Origin of the sequence: Pantoea sp. S18 (assembly GCF_045689705.1) — a bacterium.
Classification (GTDB): Bacteria; Pseudomonadota; Gammaproteobacteria; order Enterobacterales; family Enterobacteriaceae; genus Pantoea; species Pantoea symbiotica.
The window spans coordinates 3,055,451-3,072,362 of sequence record NZ_CP142688.1 but is presented as its reverse complement, the minus strand read 5'-3'; the positions used below and the strand labels follow the sequence as shown (position 1 = coordinate 3,072,362).

General features: G+C 57.1%; 15 protein-coding genes. 8 read left to right on the top strand and 7 right to left on the bottom strand.

Annotation, left to right across the window (positions count from 1 at the left end):
* Nucleotides 1-9 precede the first annotated feature (9 nt).
* From acrD to narQ, 3 genes are all read right to left on the bottom strand, one after another.
* Nucleotides 10-3,126 (bottom strand): multidrug efflux RND transporter permease AcrD, encoded by a 3,117-nt coding sequence (gene acrD, locus VIJ98_RS14175; protein ID WP_323274557.1) that lies wholly within the window; start codon nt 3,124-3,126, stop codon nt 10-12.
* A gap of 194 nt (nt 3,127-3,320) precedes the next feature.
* Complete coding sequence (locus tag VIJ98_RS14170; protein WP_008108375.1) at nt 3,321-3,953, bottom strand: response regulator; 633 nt, start codon at nt 3,951-3,953, stop codon at nt 3,321-3,323.
* 123 nt (nt 3,954-4,076) lie between these two features.
* A complete protein-coding gene (narQ, locus tag VIJ98_RS14165; RefSeq protein WP_323274554.1) occupies nt 4,077-5,765 on the bottom strand; it encodes a nitrate/nitrite two-component system sensor histidine kinase NarQ in 1,689 nt (562 codons plus the stop codon).
* A gap of 237 nt (nt 5,766-6,002) precedes the next feature.
* Here narQ and VIJ98_RS14160 point away from each other — a divergent pair, with 237 nt between their 5' ends.
* From VIJ98_RS14160 to nudK, 8 genes are all read left to right on the top strand, one after another.
* Nucleotides 6,003-6,275: a YdgH/BhsA/McbA-like domain containing protein gene (locus VIJ98_RS14160; RefSeq protein WP_323274552.1), complete on the top strand. Its 273-nt coding sequence runs from the start codon at nt 6,003-6,005 to the stop codon at nt 6,273-6,275.
* Between the two features lie 296 nt (nt 6,276-6,571).
* Nucleotides 6,572-8,062: an L-asparagine permease gene (ansP, locus tag VIJ98_RS14155; RefSeq protein ID WP_008107869.1), complete on the top strand. Its 1,491-nt coding sequence runs from the start codon at nt 6,572-6,574 to the stop codon at nt 8,060-8,062.
* A gap of 163 nt (nt 8,063-8,225) precedes the next feature.
* Nucleotides 8,226-8,696, top strand: a complete 471-nt coding sequence (gene napF, locus VIJ98_RS14150; RefSeq protein WP_323274550.1) for a ferredoxin-type protein NapF — start codon at nt 8,226-8,228, stop codon at nt 8,694-8,696.
* A complete protein-coding gene (locus VIJ98_RS14145; RefSeq protein ID WP_008107865.1) occupies nt 8,686-8,964 on the top strand; it encodes a chaperone NapD in 279 nt (92 codons plus the stop codon). Before napF ends, VIJ98_RS14145 begins: the two co-directional genes overlap by 11 nt.
* Nucleotides 8,961-11,447: a nitrate reductase catalytic subunit NapA gene (gene napA / locus VIJ98_RS14140; protein WP_323274548.1), complete on the top strand. Its 2,487-nt coding sequence runs from the start codon at nt 8,961-8,963 to the stop codon at nt 11,445-11,447. The genes VIJ98_RS14145 and napA overlap by 4 nt, the downstream gene beginning before the upstream one ends.
* An 11-nt stretch (nt 11,448-11,458) precedes the next feature.
* A complete protein-coding gene (gene napB, locus VIJ98_RS14135; protein ID WP_007890846.1) occupies nt 11,459-11,890 on the top strand; it encodes a nitrate reductase cytochrome c-type subunit in 432 nt (143 codons plus the stop codon).
* 7 nt (nt 11,891-11,897) lie between these two features.
* Nucleotides 11,898-12,482, top strand: coding sequence for a cytochrome c-type protein NapC (gene napC / locus VIJ98_RS14130; protein ID WP_008107860.1), 585 nt, complete (start codon nt 11,898-11,900; stop codon nt 12,480-12,482).
* Between the two features lie 166 nt (nt 12,483-12,648).
* Nucleotides 12,649-13,227, top strand: a complete 579-nt coding sequence (gene nudK, locus VIJ98_RS14125) for a GDP-mannose pyrophosphatase NudK (protein WP_154155722.1) — start codon at nt 12,649-12,651, stop codon at nt 13,225-13,227.
* Between the two features lie 83 nt (nt 13,228-13,310).
* On the opposite strand, the gene VIJ98_RS14120 is transcribed toward nudK, so the two are convergent.
* Genes VIJ98_RS14120 through VIJ98_RS14105 form a run of 4 tightly spaced genes read right to left on the bottom strand, consistent with a single transcriptional unit; the run spans nt 13,311 to nt 16,904 of the window.
* Nucleotides 13,311-14,273: a ribokinase gene (locus VIJ98_RS14120; protein ID WP_008107858.1), complete on the bottom strand. Its 963-nt coding sequence runs from the start codon at nt 14,271-14,273 to the stop codon at nt 13,311-13,313.
* On the bottom strand, nt 14,273-15,166 hold the full coding sequence (gene alsK / locus VIJ98_RS14115) for an allose kinase (protein ID WP_323274545.1): 894 nt from the start codon (nt 15,164-15,166) through the stop codon (nt 14,273-14,275). The genes VIJ98_RS14120 and alsK overlap by 1 nt, the downstream gene beginning before the upstream one ends.
* Nucleotides 15,163-15,855 (bottom strand): D-allulose 6-phosphate 3-epimerase, encoded by a 693-nt coding sequence (alsE, locus tag VIJ98_RS14110; RefSeq protein ID WP_008107856.1) that lies wholly within the window; start codon nt 15,853-15,855, stop codon nt 15,163-15,165. The genes alsK and alsE overlap by 4 nt, the downstream gene beginning before the upstream one ends.
* Entirely contained in the window at nt 15,855-16,904 is a 1,050-nt protein-coding gene (locus tag VIJ98_RS14105; RefSeq protein WP_323274542.1) for an ABC transporter permease, read from the bottom strand. Before VIJ98_RS14105 ends, alsE begins: the two co-directional genes overlap by 1 nt.
* Between the last annotated feature and the right edge of the window lie 8 nt (nt 16,905-16,912).

Below are 16,912 nucleotides of genomic sequence, written 5' to 3'. Positions count from 1 at the left end.
ATGTCATGCTTAATCGTGCGGCTTCTCTTTCAACGGGAAGCGACGGCGCACCACCACAAAGAACAGCGGCACAAAGAAAATCGCCAGCACGGTAGCGGAAATCATCCCGCCCATTACGCCGGTACCCACCGCGTGCTGGCTGCCGGAACCGGCACCGCTGCTGATGGCCATCGGCAGCACGCCGAAAATAAACGCCAGCGAGGTCATCAGGATCGGACGCAGGCGCTGGCGTGACGCTTCCAGCGTCGACTCCATCAGTTCGCGCCCTTTGCTGTTGATCTCATTAGCAAACTCCACAATCAAAATGGCATTCTTCGCCGACAAGCCGATCACCGTGAGCAAGCCCACCTGGAAATAGACATCGTTCTCCAGCCCGCGCATCCAGGTTGCCACCAGCGCACCGACCACGCCGAGCGGTACCACCAGCATCACCGAGAACGGAATCGACCAGCTCTCATACAACGCCGCCAGACACAGGAACACCACTAGCAGCGAAATCGCATACAGCGCTGGCGCCTGCGAACCGGATAAGCGTTCCTGATAGGATGCGCCGGTCCACTGGAAACCGACGCCGAGCGGCAGCTGCCCAACCAGTTTTTCCATCACGTCCATCGCTGTACCGCTACTGACGCCGTTCGCCGCTTCACCGACAATCTCCAGTGCGGAGTAACCGTTGTAACGCTCCAGACGCGGCGAACCGGTTTGCCAGTGGCTGGTGGCGAAGGCGGAGAAGGGCACCATGCCGCCGCTGCTGTTACGCACGTACCACTTATTCACATCTTCCGGCAGCATGCGGAACTCTGCCGCTGCCTGTACGTAGACTTTCTTCACGCGACCGCGATCGAGGAAGTCATTGACGTAGGTCGAGCCCCACGCGGTGGTTAAGGTGTCATTGATGGTATCCAGCGACACGCCAAGCGCCTGCGCTTTGCGCTGGTCGACATCAATTTGCAATTGCGGGCTGTCGTCGAGGCCGTTGTGACGCACGCGCGACAGCGCCGGATTGCTGTCAGCCATCTCGAGCAACTTATCGCGCATCGCCATTAACTGCGTGTGGCCGATGCCGCCGTGATCCTGCAACTCCATATCGAAGCCCGACGAGCTGCCCATGCCGGTAATCGCTGGCGGACTGCTGGCGATAACGCGCGCTTCGTTGATCTTGTGGAAGGCTTTTGTCGCACGCTCGATGATGGCGAAAGAGGTGCGATCGCTGCCCGGACGCTCTTCCCAATCTTTCAAACGAACGAACAGGCGCGCCACGTTCTGGCCGTTACCGCCAGGACCCGCACCGATGGTGGAGAACACCGAGACCACATTATCTTTCTCCTGCGTCATGTAGTAGTTCTCGACCTTCGCCACCACGTTTGAGGTTTGCTCTAGCGTTGCGCCGGCAGGTAATTGCACCTGCGTCAGGAACACGCCGCGATCTTCCAGCGGCAGGAACGAGGTGGGCAGACGGATAAACAGGAACGCCATCAGGCCGATAATCGCGAGATAGAGCAGCAGCCAGCGTCCGCCTTTGCGCAGAATTTTGGCGACGCCGCGTTCATAGCGTTCCGCGCTGGCGTTGAAGGTGCGGTTAAACCAGCCAAAGAAGCCACGACGACCGTGATGATGGCCTTGCTCCAGCGGTTTCAGCAGCGTGGAACAGAGCGCGGGCGTCAGAATCATCGCCACCAATACCGACAGCACCATCGCCGAAACGATAGTGATCGAGAACTGGCGATAGATGGCGCCGACGGTGCCGCCAAAGAACGCCATCGGCACAAACACCGCCGACAGCACCAGCGCAATGCCGACCAACGCGCCCTGAATCTGCCCCATCGATTTACGCGTGGCGGCGCGCGGCGACAGACCTTCCTCGCTCATGATGCGCTCGACGTTTTCCACCACCACGATGGCGTCATCCACCAGCAAACCGATGGCGAGCACCATCGCAAACATCGTTAGGGTGTTGATGCTGTAACCAAAGGCGTAGAGCACCGCAAAGGTGCCGAGCAGCACCACCGGCACTGCGATGGTTGGAATCAGCGTGGCACGGAAGTTTTGCAGGAACAGATACATCACGAGGAACACCAGCAGGATCGCTTCCAGCAGAGTTTTCACCACGTCTTTAATCGAGGCCTTAACGAACGGCGTGGTTTCATAGGCGACTTTGGCTTCCAGCCCGTGCGGGAGGTAGTGCGAAAGCTCAGCAATGCGCGCACGCACCAGTTTGTCGGTATTCATCTCGTTGGCGCCGGAAGCCAGCTTAATGCCGAGTCCCGAAGCCGCCTGACCATTGTAGCGGCTGAGGAAGTCATATTTTTCCGCGCCCATCGCCACATCCGCCACATCGCCGAGCGTCACCACCGAGCCGTCGCTGTTGGTTTTCAGCGTCACCGCTTTGAACTGCTCAGGTGTTTGCAGCATCGACTGCGCATTCACCGTGGCGTTGAGCGCTTGCTTGTCCACCGACGGCAATCCGCCGACCTGACCCACCGCCACCTGCGCGTTCTGCGATTCAATCGCGCTCACCACGTCTTCGGTGGTCAGCGCGTAGGCAATCAATTTGTTGGGATCGAGCCAGATGCGCATCGCATATTGCGAGCCGTAAGCATCAACCTGGCCGACGCCATCGATACGGCTGAGCGGATCCTGAATGTTACTGGCGACATAATCTGAAATATCCTGTTTGTCCATACTTCCGTCGGTGGAGACGAAGGCAATCATCAGGATGTTGCTATCACCGGTTTTATTCACCGTCACGCCTTGTGACTGTACCGCAGCGGGCAGTTTGCGCAGCGCACTCTGCAGCTGGTTTTGTACCTGCTGGCGCGCTTCGTCGGGATTGGTGCCAGCGGTGAAGGTGAGGGTGATTTGAGCCTGGCCGGTGTTGCTGCTGTTGGAGGACATGTACATCAAATTATCGATGCCGGTCATGTTCTGTTCGATAACTTGCGTGACGGTGTTTTCCAGCGTTTCTGCGGATGCGCCGGGATAGTTGGCGGTGATACGCACGTTGGGTGGCGCGAGGTCGGGATATTGTTCAATCGGTAGCGAGATGATCGCCAGCGTGCCACACAGGCAGAGCAAAATAGACAGAACCCAGGCAAAAATGGGGCGGTCGATAAAAAAATTCGACATGTAACCGACACTCCTCAACTGCGTATTTTTTACTTTTATTATGATGAGCGCGATGCGCGGATGGCGTCACGCTGGCGGAGTGCAAGGTCCTCTAACGAAAACGCCTGCTGATAGTACTTTACGCTGAGCAAATTAGAGAATCGTGAGTAAATTATGGAGAAAGTGTGAATGTAGTGACGATTTTATGTGCGCGATTACACATGTCGGCTCTCCAGCCACAGCACCGTCGCGGCAACGCGCGAACGGACATCCAGCTTGCGCAGCAGGTTGCGAATGTGCACTTTTACCGTCTCTTCGGAGATATGCAAGGTGGCGGCGATCTCCTTATTTGATAATCCGCGCGCCACTTCCTGCAGCACATCCAGCTCACGTTCGGTGAGCTGTTTGAACGGATTCGACGTCGGCTGACGCGTTGCAAGATAATCGGCCACCGCATCGCTAAACACGTTTTCACCCTTCGCACCGCGCATCACCTGCGCCAGCAGCAGTTCAGGTTCGCTGTCTTTCAGCAGATAGCCGTCGGCACCGGCATCCACCATCGCGTAGATATCATTGCGCGCATCGGAAACCGTCAGCACCAAAATGCGTGCGGCGATGCCTTCGTTACGCAGCGCTTTTAACGTATCCAGCCCGGACATACCTTTCATGTTGAGATCGAGCAGGATGACATCCGGCGACAAACGGCGCGCTTCGGCCAGCGCTTCAGTGCCGTTATTGGCTTCGGCCACCACTTCCAGCCGAGGCTCCAGCGCCAGCAACTGGCGAATACCACGGCGCATCAGCGGATGATCGTCAACGATCATAATTGTCAGGGAAGGGTTAGCCATAATCTCTCCAGTCTTTAATTTTGTCGGGTCGCCATTCATGGCGACCCGGTTCCAGGTGCGCATGAATGCGCACCCTACCAAACCACGGTAGGGTCGCCATTCATGGCGACCTCATGCTCATTGTTAACTCAACCGATGCGCCGGGCGCGGCGGAAAACGCAGCGTAACGCGCGTACCTTGCTCCTGCGGGGTAATCATCAGCGTGCCGGATAAGCGCGCGGCACGCTCCGCCATAATCGTTAATCCATAATGTCCCGGCGGTTCTTCAAGGCTGCTGATGCCGCAGCCATCGTCTTCGATTGTCAGCAGGTGGTCCTCATCAGCGACACGCTGATAATGAATCTGAATATTCTGCGCCTGTGCATGGCGAATCGCGTTGAGCAGCGCTTCACGCGCAATCTGCAGCACATGCACTTGCTGCTGGGCATCCAGCATTTGCAAGCCGGGCTGATAATCGAAGTCGATTGCCGCCTGCGATTGCTCCTGCAGCGGCGCAATCATCGCCTGCATTGCCTGCACCAAATCAGCCTGTTCGATGGTCAGGCGGAAAGTGGTCAGCAGTTCGCGCAATTGCTGATAGGCTTCGGCCAGCGCGCGATCAAAGTCAGCGATAATCGCCAGCGCCTGCGGTTTCGACTCATCGACATTACGCCGCAGCAGCGCCAGCTGGATGCGCAGGAAAGAGAGCGACTGCGCCAGCGAATCGTGAAGTTCGCGCGCAATGGTGGCGCGCTCTTCTATTAATAGCATCTGCTGATACTGTTTTTGCGTCTGCCAGATCCACAGCGCGCGCGCCAGCATGTTCGCCAGGCTCTGCATCAGTTCGTCAGCGGGCGGTGCGCGGCGGGTTTGCCAGCACAGCTCGCCCAGCCGCTGCTCTTCCTGCATTAACGGTAATCGCTGCCAGCTTAAATCATCCGCCGCCACGCCGGCCTGAAACTCAATCCCCTCGCTGGCAATTTGCAGCACCGTTAATGCTTCACGCCGCTGCACCAGACGCAGCAATCCCTGAAACAGTTCGGGATTGGGTGGGCTGCTGGTGAGAATTTGTGAGCTTTCATACAGCAGAGAAAGCGTGCGATTGGCTTGCGTGAGATCTTCGGTTTTATCCCGCACCGCGCACTCCAGCAGGCGATAATGCGAATGCAGCCGTTCCGCCATGGTAGTAAAAGCCTGCGCCAGCACGCCCAGTTCATTCGGCTGTTGCACCGGCAGCGGCGGAAAAGCGAAATTCGCCTGCTCAACATATTGGCTGGCGGTCACCAGCGCGTTGAGCGGTCGCACTACGTTGCGGCGGATAAAGCGAATCGTCCACAGCGCCAGCGCCACAATCGCCAGAAAACCAAACAGACTGCTGGCGGCCACCAGATGCATTTTCAGTTCAGCGTAATGCTGCAATGCCAGTACGAAGCGGTCGATCTCACTGACGTAGCCCGCGACACGCTGCTGGTAGATTTGCGCCCGCTCGGGCTGCAATGTCTCCTGCAACATCGGCCAGCTGTCGCGCAGATAGCGATAGCGGCTGCTCACTTCAAGCGGCACCCACGCGCGATCCAGATGTTGTAGTGCCGGGGATTCCAGCGTTTGCCGGTAGAGTTGAATGTGATGTTCCAGCTGCTGCGGATCGCGCGTGCTGTCCCACGCCAGGCGGTAAATCTGCATACGCAGCGATCCGGCGACATTCACCGCTTCGGCATCGCGCAGGCTGCTGGAGAGCGTCATCAGCGCCAGCCCGGTGGTCAACAGCGACAGCAGCACAATCACGCTGAGTGCGCGGGCAATGGTTCGAGTAACGGGACGTTTCACAATCACAGTAATAACCCTTGTAAGAGCGTGGGATTATAGGGCAGCCGTGCGGTAACGGCGAGTTCGATCTCGTCACATCAGGTTACTTTTAACAGATAAAACCCTCTCTCTTTACCTTTCCCTAAATAACCCGCGCTTAGCTGGCGAATTATTAAACGGCTTTACCGCTTGCTCAACCTGGTTTTCATTCCCTGCGTGATAATGAGTCCTGTAACCCTTAACGGAAGACAACAGGAGCATCACATGAAGAGACGTTATGCCGTTCTGACTGCTGCACTGCTTGCCACCGCAAGTTTCTCGACGCTGGCAGCCGAGCCCGTAAGCGCTACACAAGCGCAAAACCTGCAAAGCGCGGGCACCGTTTCCATCAGCGGCGTACGCGGTACGCTGGATGATGCAACGCGCCATCTGTCGCAAAAAGCGCAGGAGGAAGGCGCCAGCGGCTATCGTGTTATTGGTGTACAAACCCCAGGTGATTCCAGCCTGTGGAGCGGCACCGCAGAGATTTACCGTTAATTCCCTCCAGTAGTATCCCTGTAGTAGTAGTTATCCCTGTAGCCATCCCTTTTACCGGTCAGCCCTCTGACCGGTTTTTTTGTGCACCGCGACGGATTATTACAATTCATCTTGTGCAGCCTGGCGGTATTTTTTGCTTCGTTCTTGCAGAACGGGTAGGATTCATCGCCGTAAATTCCCACCCCGCCACGCGACATCGTTCCGCCGCGTGACACCGGGTTTTTACCCCATTTCGCACCGCCATACGCAATCGTTTGGTTCAGCGGTGATTGATGGTCAGGACAAACAGGATAGCTATGAAATCAACTAAAAAAACCGCAGCCGAACAACGCGCTGCGAAAAGACGCTGGCTCAACTCGCATGACAGCGGTTACCACAAAGCAATGGGTAATCGTCAGGTACAAATGATCGCCATCGGCGGTGCAATCGGTACCGGTCTGTTCCTCGGTGCTGGCGCGCGCCTGCAAATGGCCGGTCCTGCACTGGCGCTGGTTTATCTGGTGTGCGGTATCTTCTCCTTCTTTATCCTCCGAGCGTTGGGCGAACTGGTATTACACCGTCCTTCCAGCGGCAGCTTTGTTTCTTATGCACGTGAATTCCTTGGGGAAAAAGCGTCTTACGTTGCGGGCTGGATGTACTTCGTTAACTGGGCGATGACCGGTATCGTCGATATCACCGCCGTCGCGCTTTACATGCACTATTGGGGCGCGTTTGGCGATGTGCCGCAGTGGGTGTTTGCGCTCGGCGCGCTGGCAATTGTCGGCACCATGAACATGATCGGCGTGAAGTGGTTCGCCGAGATGGAGTTCTGGTTCGCGCTGGTCAAAGTGCTGGCGATTGTGGCGTTCCTGATTGTGGGAACGATATTCCTGGGCAGCGGTAAGCCGCTCGACGGCAACACCACAGGATTCCACTTGATCACCGATAACGGCGGCTTCTTCCCGCACGGTTTGCTGCCAGCGCTGGTGTTGGTGCAGGGCGTAGTATTTGCCTTCGCCTCAATTGAGCTGGTCGGTACGGCGGCGGGCGAGTGTAAAGATCCCAAAACCATGCTGCCGAAAGCCATCAACAGCGTGATCTGGCGTATCGGCCTGTTCTACGTCGGTTCCGTGGTGCTGTTGGTGTTGCTGCTGCCGTGGAATGCTTATCAGGCGGGGCAAAGCCCGTTCGTGACCTTCTTCTCTAAACTTGGCGTGCCTTACATCGGTAGCGTGATGAACATCGTGGTGTTGAGCGCCGCGCTGTCGAGCCTCAACTCGGGACTATATTCTACCGGTCGTATTCTGCGTTCGATGTCGATGGGCGGTTCTGCACCGCAGTTCATGTCGAAGATGAGCAAACAGCAGGTGCCGTATGCCGGTATTTTAGTGACCATCGGTGTATACATATTTGGTGTGGTACTCAACTACTACGTGCCTTCACAGGTATTTGAAATCGTTCTGAACTTTGCTTCTCTCGGCATCATTTCGTCGTGGGGCTTTATCGTGGTGTGTCAGATGCGTCTGCGCAAAGCGATTAAAGAAGGCAAGGCAGACGATGTCAGCTTCAAACTGCCGTGGGCGCCGTTTACTTCATGGTTGACGCTGCTATTCCTGGCGAGCGTGCTGGTGTTGATGGCGTTTGACTATCCAAACGGCACCTACACCATAGCCTCAATTCCGTTAATTGCCGTGATTCTGGTGCTGGGCTGGTTTGGCGTGCGCAAACGCGTGCATGCTGAAGCGCAGAAAGAGCATGAACATCATGCTGAGAATCACGATACGCTGGCGGAAGATTCACCGCGCTAATCACAGCGATTCTCATCTGCGGGGGCCTTTTGGCCCCCGTTTTTATTTCAATTCCCCTTCACTTGATCCCACGTCGGGATTTACCCCTTTGGGGTGATATAGCCCTCATTAGCGTCAGGTTATTTTACGCACCATCTCTCTTTCCCCCGTTTAAGGTGAACCGATGGCGCTGTCGCGACGTGAACTCTTTACCGGGCAGCGCGTAGCGTCTGCTGACGGCATCGCTTTGCCGTGGTGGCGGGGAGAGAACGGCTGTGATGGCTGCGGCAAATGCGTAGCAGCCTGCGAAACCCACATCATCCGCCTCGCTGCCGGTGAAGTGCCGCACCTCGATTTTCTGCAGGACGAATGCACGTTCTGCGCCGCCTGCGCAGACGCTTGTCCGCAGCCGCTGTTCCACGCGCGTGAAACCGAACCGTTTCCGCAACGCATTCGCATCGACAACCGCTGCATCACCTTTATTGGCGTAAATTGCCGCAGCTGTCAGGAGAGTTGCGAACAGCAAGCCATCCGTTTCCATTTGATGCCAAACGGCATCGCACAGCCTGAAACCCTTCCGCAGCATTGCACCGGTTGCGGCGCCTGCATCGCGCCTTGCCCGGTCTCAGCCACAGGATTACATCATGAACCATGAACACAGTTGGCACGTCTGCGGCCTGGTGATTCAGGCGCGCCCGGCGTCGATTCCCGCCGTGAAAAGTGCGCTGTTGGCCTTTGACGATTGCGATATCGCTGCTGAAGACGCCGCGCGCGGCACGCTGGCGGTGACGCTGGGTGCGGCAGATAGCGCCGCGCTGCTGCGCAATATTGAAGAGAGTCGCAACATCGCTGGCGTGTTGGCGGTATCGCTGGTGTATCACCAGCAAGACGAAATTGAAGAACCTTGTAAGGAAGCATCATGAGTATAAGTCGTCGTGATTTTATGAAGGCCAATGCGGCGGCGGCTGCTGCCACGGCTGCAGGACTCACCATTCCTACCGTGACCAAAGCCGCGACCTCGCTGGCTGCGCCGATTCGCTGGGAAAAAGCGCCGTGCCGATTCTGCGGCACCGGCTGTGGCGTGCTGGTCGGCACCCAGGATGGCCGCGTAGTGGCTTCGCAGGGCGATCCGCAGGCAGAAGTGAACCGCGGTCTGAACTGTATCAAAGGCTACTTCCTGCCGAAGATTATGTACGGAAAAGATCGTCTGACCCAGCCGCTGCTGCGCATGACCGACGGCAAATATGCCAAAGAGGGCGAGTTCACGCCGGTCAGCTGGGATCAAGCCTTCGACATCATGGAAGAGAAGTTCAAAGCGGCGCTGAAAGCCAACGGCCCGGATTCGGTCGGCATGTTCGGTTCCGGTCAGTGGACGGTATGGGAAGGTTATGCGGCCTCCAAGCTGATGAAAGCCGGTTTCCGCACCAACAACCTCGATCCCAATGCGCGTCACTGCATGGCTTCGGCGGTGGTCGGCTTTATGCGCACCTTTGGCATGGATGAGCCGATGGGCTGCTACGATGACATCGAGCAGGCCGACGCCTTTGTGCTGTGGGGCTCGAACATGGCGGAGATGCACCCGATTCTCTGGTCACGTATCACCGCGCGTCGTCTCAGCAATGACAACGTCAAAGTGGCGGTGCTTTCCACCTATCGTCATCGCAGTTTTGAGCTGGCCGATAACGCGATAGTGTTCACGCCGCAGAGCGATTTGGTGATCCTCAACTTCATCGCCAACTACATTATTCAGAACAATAAGGTCGATAAAACCTTCATGCAGAACCACGTGACGCTGCGCAAAGGTGTGACTGACATCGGTTACGGCTTGCGTCCAACCGATCCTCGTCAGGCTGCGGCGAAGAACCCGGACAGCGGCGAATCCACGCCGATGAGCTTCGATGAGTTTGCGAAGTTTGTTTCCGAGTACACGGTGGAAAAAACCAGCGCAATGAGCGGCGTGGAGAAAGATCAGCTGAACGCCCTCGCCGAACTGTATGCCGACCCGAAAGTGAACGTGGTGTCGTACTGGACCATGGGCTTCAACCAGCATACGCGCGGCGTGTGGGCCAATAACCTGTGCTACAACCTGCACTTGTTGACCGGCAAAATCTCGCGTCCGGGCACCGGTCCGTTCTCGCTGACCGGCCAGCCGTCGGCGTGCGGCACGGCGCGTGAAGTTGGTACATTCGCCCACCGTTTACCGGCGGATATGGTGGTCAACAATGATAAACACCGGGCTACCGCCGAGAAGCTGTGGAAGCTGCCGCAGGGCACGGTGCCAGCCAAAATTGGTTTGCACGCCGTGGCGCAGGATCGCGCGCTGAAAGATGGCAAGCTCAACGCCTATTGGGTGATGTGTAACAACAACATGCAGGCCGGTCCGAACCTGACGCAGGAGCGTATGCCGGGCTGGCGCGATGAGCGCAACTTCATCGTGGTTTCCGATCCCTATCCCACCGTCAGCGCCTTGTCGGCTGACCTGATTCTGCCTACCGCGATGTGGGTGGAGAAAGAGGGCGCTTACGGCAACGCTGAACGTCGCACCCAGTTCTGGCATCAGCAGGTCAAAGCGCCAGGCGATGCGAAATCCGATCTGTGGCAGCTGGTGAACTTCTCCAAACGTTTCAAAGTGGCTGAAGTGTGGCCGGAAGCGCTGCTGGCGCAGAATCCTGAGCTGCGCGACAAAACGCTGTTTGATGTGCTTTATGCCAACGGCCAGGTCAATCAATTCCCGCTGAGTGAAGTGGCAGATGACCAGCTGAATGATGAAGCGCGCGAGTTTGGCTTCTACATCCAGAAAGGCTTGTTCGAGGAGTACGCCAGCTTTGGTCGCGGTCACGGCCACGATCTCGCGCCGTTCGATGTTTACCATCAGGCGCGCGGTCTGCGCTGGCCGGTTGTCGATGGCAAAGAGACGCGCTGGCGCTATCGCGAAGGTTACGACAGCTACGTTAAAGCCGGTGAAGGCGTGCGTTTCTACGGCAAGCCGGATGGCAAAGCCACCATTTTCGCGCTGCCATACGAAGCGCCAGCGGAATCGCCGGATGAAGAGTACGACCTGTGGTTCTGTACCGGTCGCGTACTGGAACACTGGCATACCGGCACCATGACGCGTCGTGTGCCGGAACTGCACCGCGCGGTGCCGCAGGCGCTACTCTATATACATCCGCTGGATGCCAAAGAGCGCAATTTCCGCCGCGGCGAGAAGGTCCGTGTGGTGTCGCGTCGTGGTGAAACCCTTGCCACCGTGGAAACGCGCGGTCGCAATCAGCCGCCAAAAGGTCTGGTATTTATGCCGTTCTTTGATGCGGGCGTGCTGGCCAACAACGTCACGCTGGACGCCACCGATCCGCTGTCGAAGCAGACCGATTACAAAAAATGCGCCGTCAAGCTGGTTAAAATTTAAGGCAGGATGCAATGAAACCCTTAATCACACTCGTTACTTTGGCCGCCCTGATGCTGGGCGGCACGGTTTACGCCAATAACGGCGTCGATCTCAACCAGTCGCCGGAAGTGACGGCCACGCAGCAGGGCACTATTCATCAGCCCAAAGAGCAGAGCCGCAAACCGTTGAACTACGTAAATCAGCCGCCGGTGATCCCGCACAGCGTCGATGGCTATCAGGTGACGAAAAACGTTAACCGTTGCCTGCAGTGTCACGGCACGCAGAGCTATCTCACCACCGGCGCGCCGCGCGTCAGCCCAACGCACTTCACCGATCGCGATGGTCTGGTGAGCAGCACCGTGTCACCGCGCCGCTACTTCTGCCTGCAGTGTCACGTACCGCAAACCGATGCCAAACCGGTGGTGGAAAACACCTTCAAACCGGCTGACGGCTTCGGTAAGTGAGGAAATGATGAAAGAGAAACTTCTACGCATCTGGCGCTGGTGGCGACGTCCAAGTCGTCTGGCGCTCGGCACCTTGCTGATTCTGGGCTTTGCTGGCGGGATTATTTTTTGGGGCGGATTCAACACCGCGATGGAGATGACCAACCGCGAGCAGTTCTGTATCGGCTGCCACGAGATGCGCAATAACGTCTATCAGGAATATATGCAGACGGTGCACTACAACAATCGCAGCGGCGTGCGCGCCACCTGTCCGGATTGTCACGTGCCGCACGAGTGGGGCCCGAAAATGCTGCGTAAGATCCAGGCGAGCAAAGAGGTGTATGCCAAGATTTTCGGCATCATTGATACGCCGCAAAAGTTTGAGGATCACCGCATCGAGCTGGCGCAAAACGAGTGGCGCAGGATGAAAAACAACAATTCGCAGGAGTGTCGTAACTGCCACAACTTCGATTATATGGATTTCACCGCGCAGAAAACCGTGGCAGCGAAGATGCACAGCAAAGCGATTGAGGAAGGGAAAACCTGTATCGATTGCCACAAAGGCATCGCGCACCATCTGCCGGATATGAAAGACCAGCCAAACGGTTTTTGAAACGGTTGCCATAAATGGCAACCCTACGTTCGGCTTGTTTCCCCCGTAGGGTCGCCATTTATGGCGACCTACTTTTTATACCTCCTCCATCCTCACAATTCAGATAGTTTTCCCCGCCGCTTCGGCCTATTATCTCAGGCTCCCTCAATTTAGTAGTGGAGCGGTTATGTCGTTAAAGATCAACATCATCAAAGACAAGTTGCTGTCAGAAAACTGGTTTGTGCTGCGCAACTTCACCTACGAACTCACCCGCAACAATGGCGAAGTCGTGCGTCACAAGCGCGAAGTTTACGATCGCGGTAACGGCGCCACCATCCTGCTGTATAACACAGAAAAAAATAGCGTTCTGCTGGTGCGTCAGTTCCGCATTGCCACCTATGTGAATGGCAATGAAAGCGGAGAGCTGATTGAGACCTGCGCGGGGCTGCTGGATGACGACTCGCCGGAAGAGTGCATTCGCAAAGAAGCGATTGAAGAGACCGGTTATCAGGTGGGCAAGGTGGAGAAACTCTACGAAGTCTATATGTCGCCGGGCGGCGTCACCGAATTGATCCACTTCTTCGCCGCGCAATACAGCGATGCGCAGCGCGCCAACAACGGCGGTGGCGTTGAGGATGAAGATATTACCGTACTGGAGCTGAGTTTCCCGGAAGCGCTGGCGATGGTAAAAGATGGCCGCATTCGTGACGGTAAAGCCATTATGTTGTTGCAGCATGCCCAAATCGCCGGGTGGTTGAAGCCGTAATTTGGCCAGGTCGCCATAAATGGCGACCCTACAACACCCGTAGGGGCGGCATTCATGCCGACCTTGTCCATTACCGCACAGGATTAGACCAACTCACCCAACGCTTCCGGCACGCACTCGGGATACGCCTGCAAACGCGCCAGCGCTTCGGCGTAAGAGGGCATCGAATGTGCCGCACCGGAGCGTTCCACGCACAGCGAAGCATAGGCCGAAGCAAACAGCGCCGCTTGCGGCAATTCATCGCCCGAAGCCAGCCGCGCCGCCAGTGCGCCGTTAAATGCATCACCCGCGCCGGTGGTATCCAGTGGCTGAGCCGGGAACAGCGGAATACGCAGCGGCGGCTGTTCGGCTACTGAAAGCAACGCGCCGGAAACCCCCAAGGTAATAATCACCTGACGCGCGCCTTTGCGGTGCAGTTTTTCTGCCGCTTGCTGCGCGCTGGCGAAGTCGGTGACCTTCACGCCGGTCAGCTGCATCGCTTCGGTGCTGTTCGGCGTCAACAAGTCCACTTTCGCCAGCAGCGCATCAGTGACTTTCTGCCACGGCGCGGGATTCATAATCACAAAGGTGCCGCCAGCGCGCGCGTTATCGATCATGCGCTGAATGGCGCTGAGATTATTCTCCAGCTGCACCAGCAAAATATCGGCGGCGGCGACGGTGGGTTGGCAGCGCGTTACTTCGGCGGCTGTTACCGTGGTGTTCGCGCCGGGATAGACCGAAATCATGTTCTCGGCATCGTCACCGGCAACGTAAATCAGCGCGTTGCCGGTTGGTTTCTCCTTGCAGGTAAACAAGGTGATGGCATCGAAACCGGTCTTTTCCAGATGACGACGCGCAAACATGCCGAAGTCATCATTACCAATCTTCCCTATATAGTGCACGCGCGCCCCGGCACGCAGCGCGGCCGTGGCCTGGTTGGCACCTTTGCCGCCCGGTCCCATCATGCTGGTATGGGCGGTGAGCGATTCGCCCGGCATCGGAAAACGGTTCATCACCGCGACCACGTCGAGGTTGAACGAGCCAAACACACACACTTTTCCTTTCATCATGCACTCCTGAACAGACGTTCGGCGGCTAAACAGGCACCGCGACAACCGGTGTGATCGGTGGATTGGCTAAACACGATCTTCAAACCGTCGCGCGTGGCGGGTGGACGAAGATGCTGCAGAATCTGGCTGCGTAACTGCGCCAGCGGGAAGTCCGCCATCGCCAGCACGCCGCCGCCGAGAATCAGGTATTCCGGATCGAGAATGTTCATCTCGGTGGCAATCAACTGCGCCAGGCGCTGCACAAAAGCCTGTAGCTCCGGATGCTCGCGATGCTGGCTAAACAGCACCGACATATTGGTTTCCGGCACGTTGGCGCTCGCCCAGCGGCTTAGCCAGTGGCCGGAAGTGACGGTTTCCGCACAGCCACGATTGCCGCACGGGCAGGGCAGATCGTTGCCGGCAACGGGCACATGACCAAGCTCACCTGCGCCGCCGTGCTGACCATGATAAAACTGACCGTTGATCCACAAACTGTTACCCATGCCGGTGCCGGGATACAAACCCACCGCGCTGTCCGGCAGCTGCTCCAGCTGCAGTAAATCCCACAGCATCAGATGGTTAACATCTTTATCCATCGCCACCGGCACGCCAAGACGTTCGGTGAGCAGCGCGGCAACCGGTTGTTGATCCAGCGCCTGGATAAACGGCAGCGAAATCACCTGCTGGCGGTCGCGGCTGAGAATGCCGGGTAATCCGAGCATCACGCCGCTCACCGGCTGCTGCTCCAGCGTTTCGCTGATTAACTCGCCCAACGCGCTAAGCGCATCAGGTTGCTGCGCCCAGCTGGCCGTCGGCACTTTACGGAAGCTTGACCAAACGCGGCCTGCTTCCATCAGCTGCAGACGTGTGCCGGTGCCGCCAATGTCGATACCGAGCCAGCATTTTTTCATGCGGATACCTGCGCCAATCCCTGAGCCTCATCGATGCTTTCGCGCATCATATTCCAGGCGGTTTCCAGATCGTCATGGATATTGAACAGGCCGGAAGTGCCAACAATCAGCACTTCTGCGCCTGCGCCAACCAGCGTGTTGTAAGTGCGGGTGTTGCAGGAACCGTCAATCTCAATCAGGTATTTATAGCCGTTGGCCTGCTTCAGCGCTTTCAGCTCTTGTACCTTCTGCACCATTTCCGGAATAAACGGTTGTCCGGCGTAGCCCGGATCCACCGTCATCACGGTGATCTTATCCACCAAATGAATGTAGTGATGGATAAAGGAGACCGGCGTCGCGGGGTTGAGCACCACGCCAACTTTCTTGCCGAAGCTGCGGATCATATTGATCACGCGGAACGCATCGCGGTTGATGGTTTCGGCGTGCGGGCAGATATAATCCGCGCCCGCTTTGGCAATCACTTCAATGAAATCGGTGGGTTGCTCGACCATCAAATGCACATCCAGCGCCACTTTGGTAAACGGGCGAATCTGCTCAATAAAGAACGGCGACAGCGTGATATTTTTCACGTAGTGACCATCCATAATGTCGATATGCAGGAAGTCGGCGCGGGAGTCCAGCACGGCGAGCTGGTGCTTGATCTCCATCAGATTCATACACATCAACGACGGGGAGACTTGAATACGCATCATACTTCCTTTTTTTCGGTCAAAGGGTTAAGCGCCGCAGCCAGCTTGCTGAGTTTGACGGCACGATGTTCGTTAAAGCGGGTTTTGAATTGCTTGAAGGCCAGCACCACAATCAGCACCGCGCCCCACATTGCCAGGCTGACGTGCTGGCTGATGTTCATCAGGTTGAAGCCGGTGGAGAGCACTTGCAGCGCGATCAGCGCCAGCACCACGCCGGTGACGCGACCAAAGCCGCCGTTGGGATCGGTGCCGCCAAGGATGATCGCCAGCACCGTCAGCAGCAGATACGCATCGCCGTAACCCATACGCGCCGAGTTGAAGCGCGCCATCATGATCAATCCGGCCAACACGCACAGCAGGCTGGAGATGACGTACACCAGAATCACCATGCGATGGGTATTGATGCCGCTAAACCAGGTGGCGTTGATGTTACTGCCGCCCATGTAGATGCATTTACCGGCGCGGGTTTTGCCGAGGAACAGCGCCAGCAGCGCGGCAGCAATCAGGAACACCCACAGCGGCAGCGGAACGCCGATCAATGTGTTGGAACCGAGCGCCTGCACCACCGACGGCATGCCGCTGACCGCCGCACCTTTGGTCAGCCAGATGCCGATACCGTTGAGCGTCATCATGGTCGCCAGCGTCACCAGAATCGGGTGCGCACCGATGCGCGTTACCATCACGCCGGTTATCACGCCAATCAGCGCCGCAATCAGCATCGCGCCGATGATTGCGATGAACAGCCACAACAGTTGCATACCTGTTCCCGCATCGGCGGGCAGGGCGCGCATCAGCGTCCAGGCGATAAACAGCGCCGTCAGATTAGCGGTGGCGATGATCGCCAGATTCAGTCCGCCGCTGAGAATGGCGATAAACATCGCCAGCGTCAGCAAGCCGAGTTCGGGCAGCTGAAACGCCATGCTCATAAAGGTCGAATCCGTGAGAAAGCGGCCCGGCAGCATGACGGTGAAGGTCGCCAGCGCCAGCGCAATGAGCAGAATCAGGCCGATATTGGTGCCGTCCGGACGCAGAGCAGAGAGTGATTTCATGTGAATGC